This is a genomic window from Pseudomonas sp. Tn43 (assembly GCF_014192635.1).
GTDB lineage: Bacteria > Pseudomonadota > Gammaproteobacteria > Pseudomonadales > Pseudomonadaceae > Aquipseudomonas.
In genome coordinates this window covers 220,882-237,633 of the sequence record NZ_JACHYG010000003.1, presented here as the reverse complement: position 1 = coordinate 237,633, position 16,752 = coordinate 220,882, and the positions used below count along the sequence as shown (strand labels likewise).

12 protein-coding genes, 4 tRNA genes and 1 riboswitch are annotated in these 16,752 nt (G+C 57.5%); of the genes, 11 read left to right on the top strand and 5 right to left on the bottom strand.

The window, feature by feature from the left end:
* Positions 1-7: 7 nt before the first annotated feature.
* Positions 8-177, bottom strand: a riboswitch (FMN riboswitch).
* 197 nt (positions 178-374) lie between these two features.
* The 7 genes from ltaE to FHW68_RS09570 all read left to right on the top strand — a co-directional run bounded on the left by ltaE (position 375) and on the right by FHW68_RS09570 (position 6,339).
* Complete coding sequence (ltaE, locus tag FHW68_RS09600; protein ID WP_095634604.1) at positions 375-1,379, top strand: low-specificity L-threonine aldolase; 1,005 nt, start codon at positions 375-377, stop codon at positions 1,377-1,379.
* Positions 1,380-1,525: 146 nt separating this feature from the next.
* Positions 1,526-4,147, top strand: a complete 2,622-nt coding sequence (gene alaS / locus FHW68_RS09595; RefSeq protein WP_095634605.1) for an alanine--tRNA ligase — start codon at positions 1,526-1,528, stop codon at positions 4,145-4,147.
* Positions 4,148-4,237: 90 nt separating this feature from the next.
* Positions 4,238-5,479, top strand: a complete 1,242-nt coding sequence (locus FHW68_RS09590) for an aspartate kinase (RefSeq protein ID WP_008071826.1) — start codon at positions 4,238-4,240, stop codon at positions 5,477-5,479.
* A 185-nt stretch (positions 5,480-5,664) separates the two neighbouring features.
* On the top strand, positions 5,665-5,853 hold the full coding sequence (gene csrA, locus FHW68_RS09585; RefSeq protein ID WP_002554426.1) for a carbon storage regulator CsrA: 189 nt from the start codon (positions 5,665-5,667) through the stop codon (positions 5,851-5,853).
* Between the two features lie 62 nt (positions 5,854-5,915).
* Positions 5,916-6,006 (top strand) — tRNA-Ser (locus FHW68_RS09580).
* 108 nt (positions 6,007-6,114) lie between these two features.
* A tRNA-Arg gene (locus FHW68_RS09575) sits at positions 6,115-6,191 on the top strand.
* A 71-nt stretch (positions 6,192-6,262) separates the two neighbouring features.
* Positions 6,263-6,339, top strand: a tRNA-Arg gene (locus tag FHW68_RS09570).
* A 19-nt stretch (positions 6,340-6,358) separates the two neighbouring features.
* On the opposite strand, the gene FHW68_RS09565 is transcribed toward FHW68_RS09570, so the two are convergent.
* On the bottom strand, positions 6,359-6,874 hold the full coding sequence (locus FHW68_RS09565; protein WP_095630442.1) for a cell envelope protein SmpA: 516 nt from the start codon (positions 6,872-6,874) through the stop codon (positions 6,359-6,361).
* 320 nt (positions 6,875-7,194) lie between these two features.
* On the opposite strand from FHW68_RS09565, the gene mgtE reads away from it, so the two are divergent.
* Positions 7,195-8,637: a magnesium transporter gene (mgtE, locus tag FHW68_RS09560; protein WP_095630443.1), complete on the top strand. Its 1,443-nt coding sequence runs from the start codon at positions 7,195-7,197 to the stop codon at positions 8,635-8,637.
* 199 nt (positions 8,638-8,836) lie between these two features.
* On the opposite strand, the gene FHW68_RS09555 is transcribed toward mgtE, so the two are convergent.
* On the bottom strand, positions 8,837-9,163 hold the full coding sequence (locus FHW68_RS09555) for an Arc family DNA-binding protein (protein ID WP_003178899.1): 327 nt from the start codon (positions 9,161-9,163) through the stop codon (positions 8,837-8,839).
* A 389-nt stretch (positions 9,164-9,552) separates the two neighbouring features.
* On the opposite strand from FHW68_RS09555, the gene phnN reads away from it, so the two are divergent.
* A complete protein-coding gene (gene phnN / locus FHW68_RS09550; RefSeq protein ID WP_183680137.1) occupies positions 9,553-10,125 on the top strand; it encodes a phosphonate metabolism protein/1,5-bisphosphokinase (PRPP-forming) PhnN in 573 nt (190 codons plus the stop codon).
* On the opposite strand, the gene FHW68_RS09545 is transcribed toward phnN, so the two are convergent.
* The gene (locus FHW68_RS09545) at positions 10,100-10,279 is read right to left on the bottom strand and encodes a PA3371 family protein (protein ID WP_095630445.1); all 180 of its coding nucleotides are present in this window, start codon (positions 10,277-10,279) and stop codon (positions 10,100-10,102) included. The genes phnN and FHW68_RS09545 overlap by 26 nt on opposite strands.
* A 22-nt stretch (positions 10,280-10,301) precedes the next feature.
* A complete protein-coding gene (locus FHW68_RS09540) occupies positions 10,302-10,535 on the bottom strand; it encodes a hypothetical protein (protein ID WP_095630446.1) in 234 nt (77 codons plus the stop codon).
* Between the two features lie 290 nt (positions 10,536-10,825).
* On the opposite strand from FHW68_RS09540, the gene FHW68_RS09535 reads away from it, so the two are divergent.
* A tRNA-Arg gene (locus tag FHW68_RS09535) sits at positions 10,826-10,902 on the top strand.
* A gap of 84 nt (positions 10,903-10,986) precedes the next feature.
* Here the strand turns inward: FHW68_RS09535 and FHW68_RS09530 are convergent.
* On the bottom strand, positions 10,987-15,699 hold the full coding sequence (locus FHW68_RS09530; protein WP_183680135.1) for an S-layer family protein: 4,713 nt from the start codon (positions 15,697-15,699) through the stop codon (positions 10,987-10,989).
* 508 nt (positions 15,700-16,207) lie between these two features.
* On the opposite strand from FHW68_RS09530, the gene FHW68_RS09525 reads away from it, so the two are divergent.
* On the top strand, positions 16,208-16,747 hold the full coding sequence (locus FHW68_RS09525; protein ID WP_095634346.1) for a hypothetical protein: 540 nt from the start codon (positions 16,208-16,210) through the stop codon (positions 16,745-16,747).
* The last annotated feature ends 5 nt before the right edge of the window (positions 16,748-16,752 follow it).

The following is a 16,752-nucleotide window of genomic DNA, read 5'->3' as shown; positions in this document are numbered from 1 at the left end:
ACGCCAATCCCGTTCTCTCTTCATCCGGACTATGACCGTCGGCCCCGGGATCACACCGGGTCTGCTGACCTTGTCGCCATCACAGCCATTGCCATGCTGCCGCCAAGCGCTCGCGGGCTATGCGCATTGCGCGCAATTACCGCCGGTGGGGAATTGCACCCCGCCCTGAGAACGTTTTGCCGCCAGATTGTTTGGCGGCGAAGCGTTTTTAACACATATTTCTCACCTGTGCATTGCTGCTATCTGATGATTGTTATCGACTGTTTGGTTGGCTTGAACCACCTTTTCCTAGCCGAAGGGTTGATTAATCATCGGCATGACCGCAGTAATTCCTTCCTTAAAGGGATTTCCCCCTGCTTACCGAGGCCAGATTCATGAGCGTTATCGATCTTCGCAGCGACACCGTTACCCAACCGACCGCAGGGATGCTCGACGCGATGGCCAATGCGGCCACCGGTGACGACGTTTATGGCGAAGATCCGACGGTCAATCATCTGGAAGCCGAGCTGGCAAAACGATTGGGTTTTGCCCAGGCACTGTTTGTCCCGACGGGCACCATGAGCAACTTGCTTGGCCTGATGGCCCACTGCGATCGCGGTGACGAATACATTGTCGGACAACAGGCTCATACCTATAAGTACGAGGGGGGTGGCGCTGCAGTGCTCGGTTCGATCCAGCCGCAGCCGCTGGAAGTGCAGGCCGATGGTTCACTGGACCTGGCGCAGGTCGCCGCGGCGATTAAACCGGATGACTTCCATTTCGCTCGCACCCGTTTGCTGGCGCTGGAAAACACCATGCAGGGCAAGGTTCTGCCGCTGGAGTATCTGGCCCGGGCGCGCCGTTTCACTCATGAAAACGGCTTGGCGCTGCATCTGGATGGCGCGCGGCTCTACAACGCGGCGGTCAAGCTGGGTGTCGATGCGCGGGAGATCACTCAGCATTTCGATTCGGTTTCGGTCTGCCTGTCCAAAGGCCTGGGGGCGCCGATCGGTTCAGTATTGTGCGGCTCGGTCGAGTTGATCGCCAAGGCGCGGCGTCTGCGCAAAATGGTTGGCGGCGGCATGCGTCAGGCCGGGATTCTCGCCGCAGCGGGGCTTTATGCGCTGGACAACCATATTCAGCGCCTGGCAGATGATCATGCCAACGCACAAAGGCTGGCCGACGGCCTGCGAGCAGCGGGTTATGAGGTCGAGCCGGTGCAGACCAATATGGTTTACGTACAGATGGGCGACAAGGCCGAAGCAATCAAGGCCTTTGCCGCGACACGCGGGATCAAGCTCAGCGCTGCCGGTCGACTGCGAATGGTCACGCACATGGACGTCAGCCATGGGCAAATCGAGCAAGTCGTCGCCACATTTGCCGACTTTTCTCACAACTGAGCGTGTTAGCCGTCCAATTGACTGCTTGTATCGTACAAACACGCTGTACCTGGTCACTAACGCCGATATAATGCGGCCCTTTGCCGTCGCTTCGTCTGTTGACGTTTCGCACAGGCCTTTGGCCGCAGCCTCCGTGGAAGAACCTAATGAAAAGCGCAGAAATCCGTGAAGCCTTCCTTCGCTTCTTCGAAGAGCAAGGCCACACCCGTGTAGCCTCCAGCTCTTTGATTCCGGGCAACGACCCAACCCTGCTGTTCACTAACGCGGGGATGAACCAGTTCAAGGACTGCTTTCTGGGCCAGGAAAAACGCGCGTATACACGCGCTGTAAGCAGCCAGAAATGCGTGCGCGCCGGCGGCAAGCACAACGACCTGGAAAACGTCGGTTATACCGCCCGTCACCACACCTTCTTCGAAATGCTGGGTAACTTCAGCTTCGGTGATTATTTCAAGCGTGATGCCATCACCTACGCCTGGAACTTCCTGACCTCCGAGAAGTGGCTCAATCTGCCGAAAGAAAAGCTCTGGGTCACCGTCTACGCCAGCGATGACGAGGCGTACGACATCTGGACCAAAGACATCGGCGTGCCGGCCGAGCGCATGGTTCGCATCGGCGACAACAAAGGCGCGCCGTACGCGTCCGACAACTTCTGGACCATGGGCGATACCGGTCCGTGCGGTCCTTGCACCGAGATTTTCTACGATCACGGCGACGATATCTGGGGTGGCCCACCGGGCTCGCCAGAAGAAGACGGCGACCGTTACATCGAAATCTGGAACAACGTGTTCATGCAGTTCAACCGCACCGCCGATGGCGTGTTGCATCCGTTGCCAGCACCGTCGGTGGACACCGGCATGGGGCTTGAGCGGATCAGTGCCGTGTTGCAGCACGTTCACTCCAACTATGAAATCGACCTGTTCCAGAGCCTGCTCAGCGCATCGGCCAAGGCCATCGGTTGCACCAACGATGCTCAGGCGTCGCTGAAAGTCGTGGCTGACCACATCCGTTCCTGCGGCTTCCTGATTGCCGATGGCGTGCTGCCGTCCAATGAAGGTCGCGGTTATGTGCTGCGCCGGATCATTCGTCGCGCTTGCCGTCACGGCAACAAACTGGGCGCCAAGGGCAGCTTCTTCTATCAGATCGTTGCGGCCCTGGTCGCCGAGATGGGCGAAGCGTTCCCCGAGCTGAAATCCCAACAGGCGCACATCGAGCGCGTCCTGAAAGCCGAAGAAGAGCAATTCGCCAAGACCCTGGAACAGGGCCTGAAAATCCTCGAGCAGGATCTGGCCGAACTCAAAGGCGACGTGGTCCCGGGCGATGTAGTGTTCAAGCTTTACGACACGTACGGCTTCCCGATGGACCTGACCGGCGACATCGCCCGTGAGCGCAGCCTGACCATCGACGAAGAAGGTTTCGAGCGCGAAATGGAAGCCCAGCGCGTGCGTGCCCGTTCCGCCAGTTCCTTCGGCATGGACTACAACAGCCTGGTCAAGGTTGATGTGGCCACCGAGTTCACCGGTTACACCGCCCACAGCGGTTCCGCCAAAATCGTTGCTCTCTATAAAGACGGGCAATCGGTTGACGTGCTGAGCGAAGGCGAAGAGGGCGTGGTCGTTCTCGATCAGACCCCGTTCTATGCCGAATCCGGTGGTCAGATTGGTGATTGCGGCTTCCTCCAGGCGGGCGCTGCGCGTTTCGACGTGCGCGACACCACCAAGACCGGCGGCGCGTTCCTGCACCACGGTGTGCTGGATTCGGGCAGCCTGATCGTCGGCGCTCCGGTCGAGACTCATGTCGATGCCGACGTGCGTCATGCGACGTCGCTGAACCACTCCGCCACTCACTTGTTGCACGCCGCGTTGCGCCAAGTGCTGGGCGAGCATGTTCAGCAGAAAGGCTCGTTGGTTGACAGTCAGCGTCTACGCTTTGACTTCAGCCACTTCGAAGCAATCAAGCCTGAGCAACTGAAGGCGCTGGAAGACATCGTCAACGCCCAGATTCGCAAGAATTCCCTGGTTGAAACCGAAGAAACCGACATCGAAACCGCCAAGCAAAAAGGCGCCATGGCGCTGTTCGGCGAGAAGTACGGCGACAGCGTACGCGTGCTGAGCATGGGCGATTTCTCTGTCGAATTGTGCGGCGGTATTCATGCTACCCGTACCGGCGACATCGGCCTGCTGAAAATCATCAGCGAAGGCGGTGTGGCCTCCGGTGTGCGTCGTATTGAGGCAGTAACCGGCGCAGCAGCGCTGGCCTACTTGAACGCGGCTGAAGAACAACTCAAGGAAGCGGCCAACCTGGTCAAGGGCAGCCGCGATAACCTGATCGACAAGCTGTCGGCTGTGCTGGAGCGCAACCGTCTGCTGGAGAAGCAACTCGAGCAGTTGCAGGCAAAGGCAGCCAGTGCGGCGGGCGACGATCTGTCGGCTTCCGCCCTGGACGTCAAAGGTGTGAAAGTGCTGGCCGTGCGTCTGGACGGTCAGGACGGCAAGGCGCTGCTGGCGCTGGTCGATCAACTGAAAAACAAACTCGGCCGCGCAGTGATCCTGCTCGGCAGTGTCCATGAGGAAAAGGTCGTACTGGTTGCAGGCGTGACCAAAGACCTGACTGGCCAACTCAAAGCCGGTGATTTGATGAAACAGGCTGCTGCGGCAGTGGGCGGGAAGGGCGGTGGTCGTCCAGACATGGCGCAGGGCGGTGGTGTTGACGCTGGCGCACTGGATGCCGCATTGGCCCTGACCGTTCCATTTGTAGAGCAGGGTTTATAAGGCAATGTGTCTGGCTCGCGGTCTAGTGGCGGGCCAGAACGTTGTTTGAGTGATTATTGGGCGCCCTTCATGGGCAGAGGCGGCTTTGAAATGGCTTTGATCGTACAGAAATTTGGAGGCACCTCCGTCGGCACTGTCGAGAGAATCGAGCAGGTCGCCGACAAGGTTAAGAAATTCCGCGAGGCGGGCGATGACCTGGTGGTTGTGCTGTCTGCAATGAGCGGCGAAACCAACCGTCTGATCGATCTGGCCAAGCAAATCAGTGGCGATGGCCAGCCGGTTCCTCGCGAACTGGATGTGATCGTTTCCACCGGTGAGCAGGTGACGATTGCACTGTTGGCCATGGCGCTGATCAAGCGCGGCGTGCCAGCGGTGTCGTACACCGGCAATCAGGTACGGATTCTGACGGATAGCGCGCACAATAAAGCGCGTATCTTGCAGATTGATGACCAGAAGATTCGCGGTGACCTGAAAGCCGGTCGTGTGGTGGTTGTCGCCGGTTTCCAGGGCGTCGACGAGCACGGCAATATCACCACCCTTGGTCGTGGCGGTTCCGACACCACCGGCGTGGCGCTGGCGGCAGCCCTGAAGGCTGACGAATGCCAGATCTACACCGATGTCGACGGCGTCTACACCACCGATCCGCGTGTGGTATCCGTGGCTCAGCGTCTGGACAAGATCACCTTCGAAGAGATGCTGGAAATGGCCAGCCTCGGTTCCAAGGTGTTGCAGATCCGTGCGGTGGAATTCGCCGGCAAGTACAACGTTCCGCTGCGCGTACTGCACAGCTTCAAGGAGGGTCCGGGCACCCTCATTACTATTGATGAAGAGGAAACCATGGAACAGCCGATCATTTCCGGCATCGCCTTCAACCGCGATGAAGCCAAGCTGACCATCCGTGGCGTGCCAGACACCCCGGGCGTGGCGTTCAAGATTCTCGGCCCGATCAGTGCCGCGAACATCGAAGTCGACATGATCGTGCAGAACGTTGCGCACGATAACACCACCGACTTCACCTTCACCGTGCACCGCAACGACTACCAGGCGGCGCAAACCGTACTGGAAAACACGGCTCGCGAGATCGGTGCCCGTGAAGTCGTTGGCGACACCAAGATTGCCAAGGTCTCGATTGTCGGCGTCGGCATGCGCTCCCACGCAGGTGTGGCCAGCCGTATGTTCGAATCCCTGGCGAAAGAAAGCATCAACATCCAGATGATCTCGACCTCGGAAATCAAAGTGTCCGTGGTGATCGAAGAGAAGTACCTGGAGCTGGCTGTGCGTGCTCTGCACACGGCTTTCGAACTGGATGCGCCGGCCCGACAGGGCGAGTAATACGTTCTCCCAAGGGCGCGGTCTGACCGCGCCCTTCGTTTTTTTGAATGGCGCGTACCAAAACTGTTCTTTTGCTCGCGCTAGTCAATACTCAGGCATGTAGGGCTGCGATCGTTCTGGTTGTAGGTCAAATGCCTTTTTTTTGCAGACTGTTGTCCCTGAAATGAATGCGTGAGGAGAAAGGTATGCTGATTCTGACTCGTCGGTGCGCAGAAAGCCTGATTATTGGTGATGGCGAAATCACCGTGACCGTGCTCGGCGTAAAAGGAAATCAAGTGCGTATCGGTGTCAACGCCCCGAAAGAGGTTGCTGTGCACCGTGAAGAAATTTACCTGCGTATAAAGAAAGAGAAGGACGAAGAACCAAGCCATTAATTTTTATCGTTTTTTATGTTTGCAAACGGGGAAAAGGTTGGTTAAGATACGCCCCGTGTTGCGGAGAGCTGGCCGAGTGGCCGAAGGCGCTCCCCTGCTAAGGGAGTACACCTCAAAAGGGTGTCGGGGGTTCGAATCCCCCGTTCTCCGCCATTATTTGCGTAGTACGTTGTAATCTGGCTTTTTCGGTAAGTTGTTGAAATTACTAGAAAAAAGAGCTTTACAAAAAGATTCAACGGCCTATAATGCGCGGCAACAAATGCACTCGTAGCTCAGCTGGATAGAGTACTCGGCTACGAACCGAGCGGTCACAGGTTCGAATCCTGTCGAGTGCACCATTTAAGAGTTGTTTGCAGTAATGTGAGTAACTTGGCTTCAACCAGTTGTGATCTGGTATAAAAACACAAATGCACTCGTAGCTCAGCTGGATAGAGTACTCGGCTACGAACCGAGCGGTCACAGGTTCGAATCCTGTCGAGTGCACCAAACAACAAAAAGCCCGCGTTTAACGCGGGCTTTTTGCCGTCTGCGATTTGGCTTTTCCTTTGGTACAACCCTTCTCGTCGAACTCGATATGAGCACTGCGCCCTCGCTTGTTGTCGTAGCGATAGCTTGTGGCTGAATTGCGGGTGGTGATCTTGTCGGGTTTGCCAAGTGCGCTTTCGACGTCCTGCTGGGTCATGCCGGCAACGACCCGCTGATTGATGATTGCTATGCGGCGTTCCTTCGCGCTGAGCAGATCTCCACATTTGCCTTCGGATTGACCAACGACCGTCGGCTCTCTCCTTTGCAATTTCTTGCCTGGTGTTTCGCGAGACTCGGCCTCCGGCATCAGGGGCGTCACGCTGCCTGGCAGAAATGTGCGTACGTCGTGTGCTGAGAGACTTTCTCCTGCCGTACAGCTCAAGGTTGTGAAAGTAATGTGTCCGTTGGCGGCTTCGCACCGGTGAACGATCGTGGCGAGCACTGGGGGCGGCAGGCAGAGCAGGGCGGCTAGCAAATATTGAGCAATCGATGGCATTCGACGTCCTCCATGACGGTCTTCATCAAGGGTAGTCTTTACATTTTCAGGCGGCGGTGTGTTTTCTTTTCAGAATGAGTCGTCGCAGTTTGACTGGATCAGGAGGCGCTCAGGTTTGTCTCGCAAGCACTTGTTTCAGCCGCGATTTTTAACGTTTAAAACCGTCAGGCGGTGTTATCATTGCGCCCGTCAGCCCCGCCGGGGCTTGTGGAATACCTCCATGGACTTACCCAGTAGTTACTCAGTATCCCGTTTTTACAATCATGAATTGACTGATTGATCCTTCCGGCGTGCCCCGCTGCTGGGAGTGGAGTTCGCCTATGTCTGAAGTTGAAGTAAAGAAAACGCAAGAAAGCTTGCAGGACCGCCTCGCTCAAGTCGTTGAGCTGCTGCAGCGCCAGCGAGTGGTCGAAGACCTGACTCATCGCCAGGAAGGTCCGCATCACGACCGGGTCGAGAACCTGGTTCACCGGCAAAACCTCGTCGAGTTGCAACGCAAGCTCGATGATCTGCACTCCGCCGACGTTGCCTACATCCTTGAAGCCCTGCCGCTGGACGATCGCCTGACGGTCTGGCAATTGGTCAAGGCTGATCGCGACGGCGACATTCTGCTCGAAGTATCCGATTCGGTTCGTGAAACCCTGATCGCCGACATGGATGATCACGAGCTCCTGGCGGCAGCCAAGGACATGGATGCCGACGAACTCGCTGACCTGGCCTCCGAGCTGCCGCGAGACGTCGTCCACGAGCTGATGGAAACCCTCGATAATCAACAGCGTGAGCGCGTCCGCTCCGCGTTGTCCTATGACGAGGAGCAGGTCGGTGCGCTGATGGACTTCGAGATGGTGACCATCCGTGAGGATGTCAGTCTCGAAGTGGTTTTGCGTTACTTGCGCCGTCTCAAAGAGCTGCCAAGCCACACCGACAAATTGTTCGTGGTCGATTATGACGGCGTGCTCAAGGGTGTGTTGCCGATCAAGCGTCTGCTGGTCAACGACCCGGAAAAGCAGGTGTCGGAAGTCATGGCCAGCGACCCGGTGAGTTTTCATCCGGATGAAGACGCCTACGAGGCCGCTCAGGCGTTCGAACGTTATGACTTGATCTCGGCGCCGGTAGTCGACAAGAACGGCAAGCTGATCGGTCGTCTGACCATCGATGAAATGGTCGACCTGATTCGTGAAGAGAGCGAAAACGAAGTTCTCAACATGGCGGGTCTGCGTGAAGAAGAAGATATTTTCGCGTCGGTCTGGAAATCCCTGCGCAACCGTTGGGCCTGGCTGGCGGTGAACCTGATCACCGCGTTCATTGCATCGCGGGTGATCGGCCTGTTCGAAGGCTCCATCGAGAAACTGGTAGCCCTGGCGGCATTGATGCCGATCGTCGCCGGTATCGGTGGCAACTCGGGTAACCAGACGATCACTATGATCGTTCGGGCCATGGCGCTGGACCAGGTCAGTACCGGCAATACGTCGCGGCTAATGCGCAAGGAATTGGCGGTTGGCTTGATCAACGGTCTGGTTTGGGGGGGCGTGATTGGTGTGGTGGCCTATCTGCTTTATGGCAGTTGGTCCCTGGGCGTGGTGATGACCGCTGCCATGACGCTTAATCTATTGCTTGCGGCATTAATGGGGGTTTTGATTCCGATGACCCTGGCGCGGCTTGGGCGCGACCCGGCAATGGGGGCCAGTGTGATGATCACGGCCATGACCGACAGTGGCGGCTTTTTCATCTTCCTCGGGCTGGCGACGATTTTCCTGCTTTGATGTCCTGCTTCAAAAAAACACCCGCCTGAGCAAGCCGCTTTTCGTAGGAGCCAGGCTTGCCGGCGAAAGCGCTCTTAAGGACGCCTTCGCCGGCAAGCCTGGCTCCTAAAAGTCTGGGCCCAACCGGCGGGTTTTTTTTTAGGTAAATTTCAGGCAAAAAAAAGCCAGCGATTACGCTGGCTTGAGCTTTCGGGATAAATCAGGAAGCGTCTGCGGCCATTTCGGCGTCATGGGCGATCAACGAAACCAGTGCGTTTTGCTGGCGGTGGGAGAGCTGGCGGAAGCGCTGCAGCAGTTCGCGTTCGTGCAAAGACAGTTCGGGGCTGTCCAGGCGCATGCTCAATTCTTCACCCAACGCACCTTCCTGAATAAGGCTTTGCTCAAGGCGCGCGATGATTTCGGAGTTCATGCTGCGATGATGATTGCGAGCCACCTCGGCAATGCGTTCACGCATTCCGTCTGGCAGACGTACGACAAACTTGTCAGCCGTACGGCTGGAATAAATTGCCTGTTTCAATGGGCGCATATATTTAACCGGTTAGTTCAGGGGAGCGGTTCTCGGGGATTGGCCGCAGGATGTCAGATAGGACAAGCACTCTGGCCAAATGTTCAACCTGAATTGATAGAGGCGCGCATCATGCCTCAAATTAGCCAGATCATTGGCGTCAATTCTGTGACAAATATTGATCTGGGTAAAGGCTTAATGCCAGCACCTATTATCAGAAATGCGGACTGGTCTGAAAATAATCCATGAGTCCGAATTTACTGACCGCGTCCTCTTGCCCGACAGGTGATGCCCGAAGACGCCCTGAAGGTGCATGCTATGCGGATTCGATCCTTGTTCCTTACCTGATACAGGATAGTGGCAAATGGCCGATTTACTAGTCTGGACGTACGGCACGGGATGATTTGAGGATGGGTGGCAGGCTGATTTATTTAATGGGGCCTTCGGGATCCGGCAAGGACACCCTTATCGAAGCCGCTCGCGAGCCGCTACGCGCACGCAATTGTGTAATCGTGCGTCGCGTTATCACACGTTCGGCGGAATCGGTGGGTGAAGAGGCCATCGAGGTGTCTCGTGAAGAGTTTGAACAACGCAGAGCCAACGGGGATTTTGCGCTGTGGTGGCAGGCCAATGGGCTGAGTTACGGTATTCCTGCATGCATCGACCAATGGCTCGCGGAGGGCCGTGATGTGTTGGTCAACGGTTCGCGCGGGCACCTGGCAGAAGCACAACAACACTATCCCACGCTATTGCCGGTGCTATTGACGGTCAAAAGTGAAGCCCTGCGCGAGCGCCTTTTGCGGCGGGGGCGTGAGAGCCCGGCAGAAATTGAAGCAAGACTGCACCGTAATGCGTTGTTTACGGCTGATGAGTCAATCGATGATTCGCAGATCCGCCGACTCGATAACTCCGGCGACCTTGCTGGCACGGTCGCCAATCTTCTGAAGCTGTTGAGTCTCAGCGCAGAACCGGATCGAACTTGATCTTGCGCCCGGCGATCAGCGCCAGCACGAACAGAGCACCGAACACGCCGCAAGCAATCAGGGGCAGGGTAACGACCGTGTCCTCGACCAATGACAAATGAAGGATGCCACTCAGTAAGGCGAGGATAAAAAATCCTGCGGCTGATTTAGACATGCTGTGCTCCTGATGGGTGATTTCAAAATACCAAGCGTTCGAAAGACTGTGTGCGCAGCTGAATAGTTTCTTGGCTCATTTCTTTGCCGACAACCCTGCGTTGATCGTTCGCGACTGCCAATTGAGGCGTTTTTTGCAGCTGCAGGTAATGAGGGATACGTTGCGCAATTGTCACGGCGTCGTTTTCGGGGAAGAAATGGAAACCCAACAGAACTGCCAAAGCGACCGCGTTCGCGATTAACAGCGCGCTGTTCATGTGGCTGATCTCCTGGGTTGGTTGAGAACAGTCGAAGCAGCCCGCATGCCAAAAGTCTAACGGCTATTAAATCCTTTAAAAACAATGAATTAAGATATTTTTTGTAAAGCGGATGCATTGCATTTTGCAATGATGGCATTTTGCGGTGATGCAATTTGCACGGTGAGCAAAGCCACGCTTTCGTGAGGCATCTGCCTACACTTAAAAAGCCTAAGGACGACATGACAAACGCGGGTCTGGCCGTTAACATGCACGCCGTCCATCGCTTGCATTTATTTGCGGCGACTTGTGTCTCAGTAGCTCAATTGGATAGAGCATCCCCCTCCTAAGGGGAAGGTTGGCAGTTCGAACCTGCCCTGGGACACCACATATTTGAAAGCCCCACGCAGAGTGATCTGGTGGGGCTTTTTTGTGGCTGTCTGCAGCGATGGATTCGTTTTCCAGCCCAACATCAAGCCGTCAGCGTATGGTCAGCCTCCCCAAACCACGTACGCACCAGATCGGTACCGCTTGTGCCCGTGTTGGCAAGGACCGCCACATCGGCGAAGTTCGTACCATTGGCTGCGCCGTCGGCATCTACCTTCACGGTGATGTCGCTGCCTGATTGCGCCAGTTGGACGAAGTCGGACGCCTGGCTGGTACCGCTGACGAAGTTGGCGCTGAGCAGGGCAGAGAGGTCGAGTGCGTCGCCTTCGGCGAAGTTGTAGTCGAGGATGGTGTCTCCGCCTTCCGCCGCGTTGAGGTAGGCGAACATATCGGCTCCCGCGCCGCCACTGAGCGTGTCCTCTCCACCACGACCGGCCAGGATGTCGTTGCCGTCGCCGCCACTGAGTACGTCTGCCGTCATGCTGCCCACGAGTGTGCCGCTGGATGCGCCGTTGTAACTGACCTGAGTACCGGCCTCGCCTTCGGTGACCTGGAAGTCCTCCGCTATGTAATGCCCTAGCAGGTTCACCTCGGCCCGATGCGTGCCGTCGTTCACCGTCAGCAGGCCGCCGCTGCCAGAGGCGTTGGCGCTGTAGCTGAGCTGGGTGTTGGCGCCGAAGGCGAGATCGCCGAAGGTCAGCATGTCATCGCTTTCCAGACCGAGGATGCCGACCAGCGAGCTCGCCGCTTCGGCCTGTGCGATCACCAGCGTGCCCGCACCTTCGCCGTGGAAGGCGACGGACCCGTGGGCGGCGCCGGAAAAGGTCAGGGTCGCGTCGCCGTCGATGGTGGCGCTGCCGTTGCCCATCACGTCGGCCAGCAGACGCATGTCGCCGCCATTGGCCCATAAGTGACCGGAGTTGTCGACCGCACTGGCGACCGTCATGCCGCCTTCACCCGTCGATTCCAGCACGCCGCTGTTGGTAATGCTGTGGGTGCCGGTGTCGAGCACCAGACTGTTCAGTCCGCTGGCCAGGATCAGGCCTGCATTGACCAGTACCAACTGCCCGGCGCCCAACTGGCCGGCGCCGGAAATGCGGTTGTCGACGTTGGTCAGGACTGTGTCGGCGCTGCCACCGAAAATCACGTTTTGCGCGCTGTCGGATAGCAGGACCTGGCCGCCGCCGGTCAAGGTCGCACCGCGGAAAAGAATTTCCAGCTCGGTTTCGCTGCCGGTGGAGCCGAGTTCGATGGTGCCGCTGTTATGAATGCTGCCACCGAACGGCATGATCGCGCCGTCGGCAATGGTGAGGGTGCCGGTATTGGTCATGACCGGGTCCACATCGAACTGGAAGTTCGCTTCGCTCAAGTCTGTCGCATCGACACCTTTCAGGGTGACCGACTGGCCGGCGCTGATGCTGACCAGTGCATTGCCGTTGGCGTCGTTAGTGATGTTCAAGTCAGCAAAGCTGTTGATGCCCGGGAAGCCGATCAAGTCGATCTTGTCCGCCGTGGCATCGAAGCTGTAGATCTGGTTGTTGCCGATCGGCTGGGCGAAAACGAAAGTGTCGGCACCGGACGAGCCAGTCAGGTTGTCGTCAGCGGACAAGGCGAAGATTGGCGCGTCGGGGGCATAGACTTCGATGTTGTTGAACACATAAGCGCTACCGTCGCTGCCGTCACTATTGCTCCAGTACATATTGATATCAAGCACCAACGCTCCCGCGAAGTCGCTTGGGGTTGTCACCGTCAACGCGCCAGGATCACTGGTCTGCACGGTCCAGGTGCCATCGCCGTTGTCGGTTCCCGCATTGAATATCCATCCCGAGGGAACACCGCTGATTGAAACCGTTATCGGGCCGCTGATATCGCTCGACGGAGTAGTGAGGGCGAGATTGATAGGTTCGCCGGCAACGCCTGCCGGAAGGTTTGCACTGCTTCCGGCAGTGCCAGCATTACCCGCCAGATCGGTGTAGCTATTCGCGCTAACGTCGACTTTCACGCTACCGGTCAGCGTTCTGGTCAGCGTCGCCGTATAGGTATCGCCGTCTACCTGCGTGAAGTTACCCCAGGTTCCGCGAGGGGTTGGCCCTGATGCACTCACCGTGACGTCGGAAAGGCTGAAACCGATCACTGCCTCACTGAACTGGAATGTGACTGTCGATACTGAGCCGATCGCATTCCCTAGCGCGGTCCCCGTCACTACCACCGTCGGTGTCACGGTATCAACCGGCGTCTCAACGACGTTCTGCACATTCACCGTTATCGTCTGCGTGTCAGTTCCCCCATTGCCGTCGGCCACCTGAACATCCACAACATAGGCGTTATCACCGTCAGCACCACCGACATCCTGGGCATTCTCGTAATCGGGCGCTGAATTGAACGTCAGCACCCCGCTTGAACTGATCGAGAACTTGCTGAAATCCGTCCCGGCCGTATTCAGGATCGAGTAGCTCAGGGTTTGTGACGACTGATCAGCATCGGTTGCCGTCACTGTCGTGACCGTCGTGGTGTTCTCCGCCACGTTGACCGAAGCCGTCGCACCACCGCCGTTGGAGGTGATTGTTGGCGAGTCGTTGCTGCCGTTGATGGTCACCGTCACTGCAGTCGAGCTGCCGTCGGCACTGAGTACGGTGAAGCTGTCGGTGAGACTGTCGCCGACATTGAGTGCGTCGAAGGCCGAGTTGGCGGTATAGCTCCAATTACCCCCGGCATCGATGGCGAAGGTACCGTTGGCGCCGATGGTGCCGGATTGGGCCTGGAAGGTTTCCGGGCTGTCGATGTCGCTGATGGTGAGGGTGCCAGCTGTGGTCAGTGGGGCATTGGTTTCGGTCAGCGTGACATTGGCTGAGGACAGCACGGCGGCGTCGTTAGTGCCGGTGACGGTCACAGTCACCAACTGGGTGTCCACGCCGCCGAGGCCATCGCTGACCTGCACGCTGAACACTTCATCGTGACTCTCGCCAGCCCCCAGCGATTGCACCGCACTGGCAACACCATCGGTGCCATTGGCCAGGGTGTACGTCCATTTACCAGTACTATCCACCGCGATCGAACCATAGGTGCCGGTATTCGTACCGGCAATGCTCCAGCTGGCTGTTGCGGCATGATCGACGTCGGCCGAACTGAACTGACCGCTGACGCTGAGCGTGGTGTCTTCCTGCGCCGCGCCGACATCATGGCCGGTGGCGAAACTGAGTACCGGCGCATCGTTAGTGCCGGTGATTGTGATGTTCACCGTCTGCGTCGCCGAGGCAGCATTAGCCGCGCCGCTGTTGTCAGTGGCAACCACCGTGTACGAGAAGGTGATGGTTTCACCCGCACCGAGGAAGTCGAGGTTCTGGTTGCTGCTGTAGTCCCAGCTGTTTTGATCGACCGAGAAACCGGCCACCAGTGCCGAAGCCACGGCCGCATTGAGCACGCCGCCGCTCCAGGCGATGTCGCCGTTGGCGGTCTGCGACACGGTCACCGTGTCGGTACTGTCCAGATCGGCAAAGCTCAGTGCACCGCTGTCGCTCAGCGTGGCGGTGCCATTACCTTCGTTCATTGCGCCGCTGCTGTCGGCGATTGTCAGCGTCGGCCGATCGTTAGAACCGGTGATAGTAATGGTCACGGTCTGCACCGCGCCGTCGCCGATCGCCACGTTATAGGTTTGGGTGACGATCTGGCCTTCGCCGAGGAACTGCAACGCGGCGTTGTCCACTGCGAAGTTCCAGCCCAGCGAACCACTGCCCGTGCCGGTGCTGTCGCTCAGCGGATCAGTGGTGAAACTGCCCAGATAGCCGGAAGCGCCCGGCGTGACGGTAACGCTGTGGATGTCGATCAGGTCGACGTCGGTGAAGGTGATGTTACCGCTGGCTGCGTAGTCGCCGCTGTCTTCCCCGGCATCGCCGGCCTGCACGCCGCTGGTGATCTGCACCTGGTCGTTAATGCCGGTGATGGTGATGGTCACATTCTGCGTGGTCGACGAACCATGCCCGTCACTGAGGGTGACGATATAGGTTTCAGTCACCGTCTGCCCTTGGGCCAGGGATTGGGCTGCCGCATTGTTCAGGGTGTAAGTCCAGTCAACCGTGCCGTCGGCGGCGTTGGCCGCTTCAGTTACTGATGCAAGGGTGAAGTTGCCCAGCGCGGTGGCGTTGCCTGCCGCAGGGACGAAAGAGGCGGTATGCGTGTCGCTCAGATCTACGTCGCTAAACGCAATCACCCCCGTCGCGCTCAGCGAGTCGGTCGGGCTCGATGTCGTGCTCGCATCTTCGGTTACTGTGCCGGCCTGCACATCCAGGCTTATCGTCACGCTGTCATTCGCACCTGCGAACTGCACCTGCGCGGTGGCCCAACTGAGGGTGCCGTTGCCGAGACGAATCGCATAGGTAAAGGTGTCTGTCAGGGTCCCTCCACCCGCCAGCGACTGAAGTTGTGCCTTGAAAGCCGTCGACAATGTTGCGGCGTCGTAGCCGACCTTGCCATCGGAGGTAATCCAGATCTTTGCCCCGTTGAAACTGGTGTCAGTACTCGTTGCCTCAATTCTGCCGGTGTCCTGGACCAGCAGGTCGGCCGGTGCATAAACCTTGGTGGCAGTGGAAAGACTGGTCGCGTCATCGAGTGACCACAGTGTCTTTGCGCTGCCGCCGAGGTCATTGGACATGACGTCCAGGTATACGACTCCCAGCAGGTCTTCAGTGATGGCCGCGGTGCTCGTGCCAATCACACCGGTCGTGAAAATGTCGTCCTGCGCCTGCGCAGTGTTGGAAAGTGAAGTAACGGTGCCGCCGCTGGTCGTTGTAGTGGTAGTCATGTCTGTCTCCCGAGAGGGCGGTTTTTTATTTTTGGAGTTGCCAGGCATTGCTGACAGGACGAAATCCTGTCCTTGCACCGTTCAGATTGTTCAAGACGTATTTTGAGAGAGCACCGACTCAGGGATACGGCCTTTCCTGATATCAGTTTGATGTGTGTTTAGTTGTGGGGGCAGGCTTTGTAAAGGTGTTAACCGCAGCTAACAGTACGACGTGCCAATATTCCGACAGGCGGGTGTTTCGGTGTCAATATTATGTCGATTTGTTTTTGGCGAAGAGGCCATGGGCACTCAATAGTAATTGCCCCGAATGAGCTGAAACCCGCGTGGGGCTTGGGCCGGCTGCGTCATAAGGTGTTGGGCTACGGATTAAATGTCTGTGCTCACCTGTTAGAAAACCTCCGCCAGCGCCTGTGCTCTGGCGATTTTATTACGCTCGAACCAGCCGACGACCTACATGGAAAGTCTGTCATTGCTGTGCCTTACTGCTCATTCCACAAGGAGCCCGGCAATGCGACACAGAGGCGCACAGTTCTGGTTATGGACCGATAATCGGTTATCGCTGCACATCCATGAAGAAGTGCTCAGCGATGGGGTACAAGTGGAAGTTCGTGCGCGGGTGAATCACGAAGGTGTTTCCCAGGTGTTCATCGGTATTTACGATGACCATGGGATCATGCTGTGCGAGGAGTTTCACGACAGGGGTCACGATGAGTCTTACTGCGCGGCGTTGAAATGGGGTGCCCAGCGCGCGAGGGAGATTGTGGCGGACGCCCAAGGGTTCGTCGCACCGCATCGGGTGCAATTGACGCTGGGTCCGGTCATCACCGATGAGTCTGTATTGGCGCTACGGCGCATGGAAATGAGCGAGCGTGAGCGTTTCAAGCTCAGTTGCGAAGACGCATGGTCGGAATACCTGGCCGCCAAAGCGGCCATGCTGAATCTCATGCGTGCGCCTAAGGTCGATCCCAAGGTCTGGGCAGACCACAAAGAGCGTCTGAGGCAGGCGATTGACCGGCGCGTGTGGGTGCAACGCACCTATTTACGCTGAGCGAT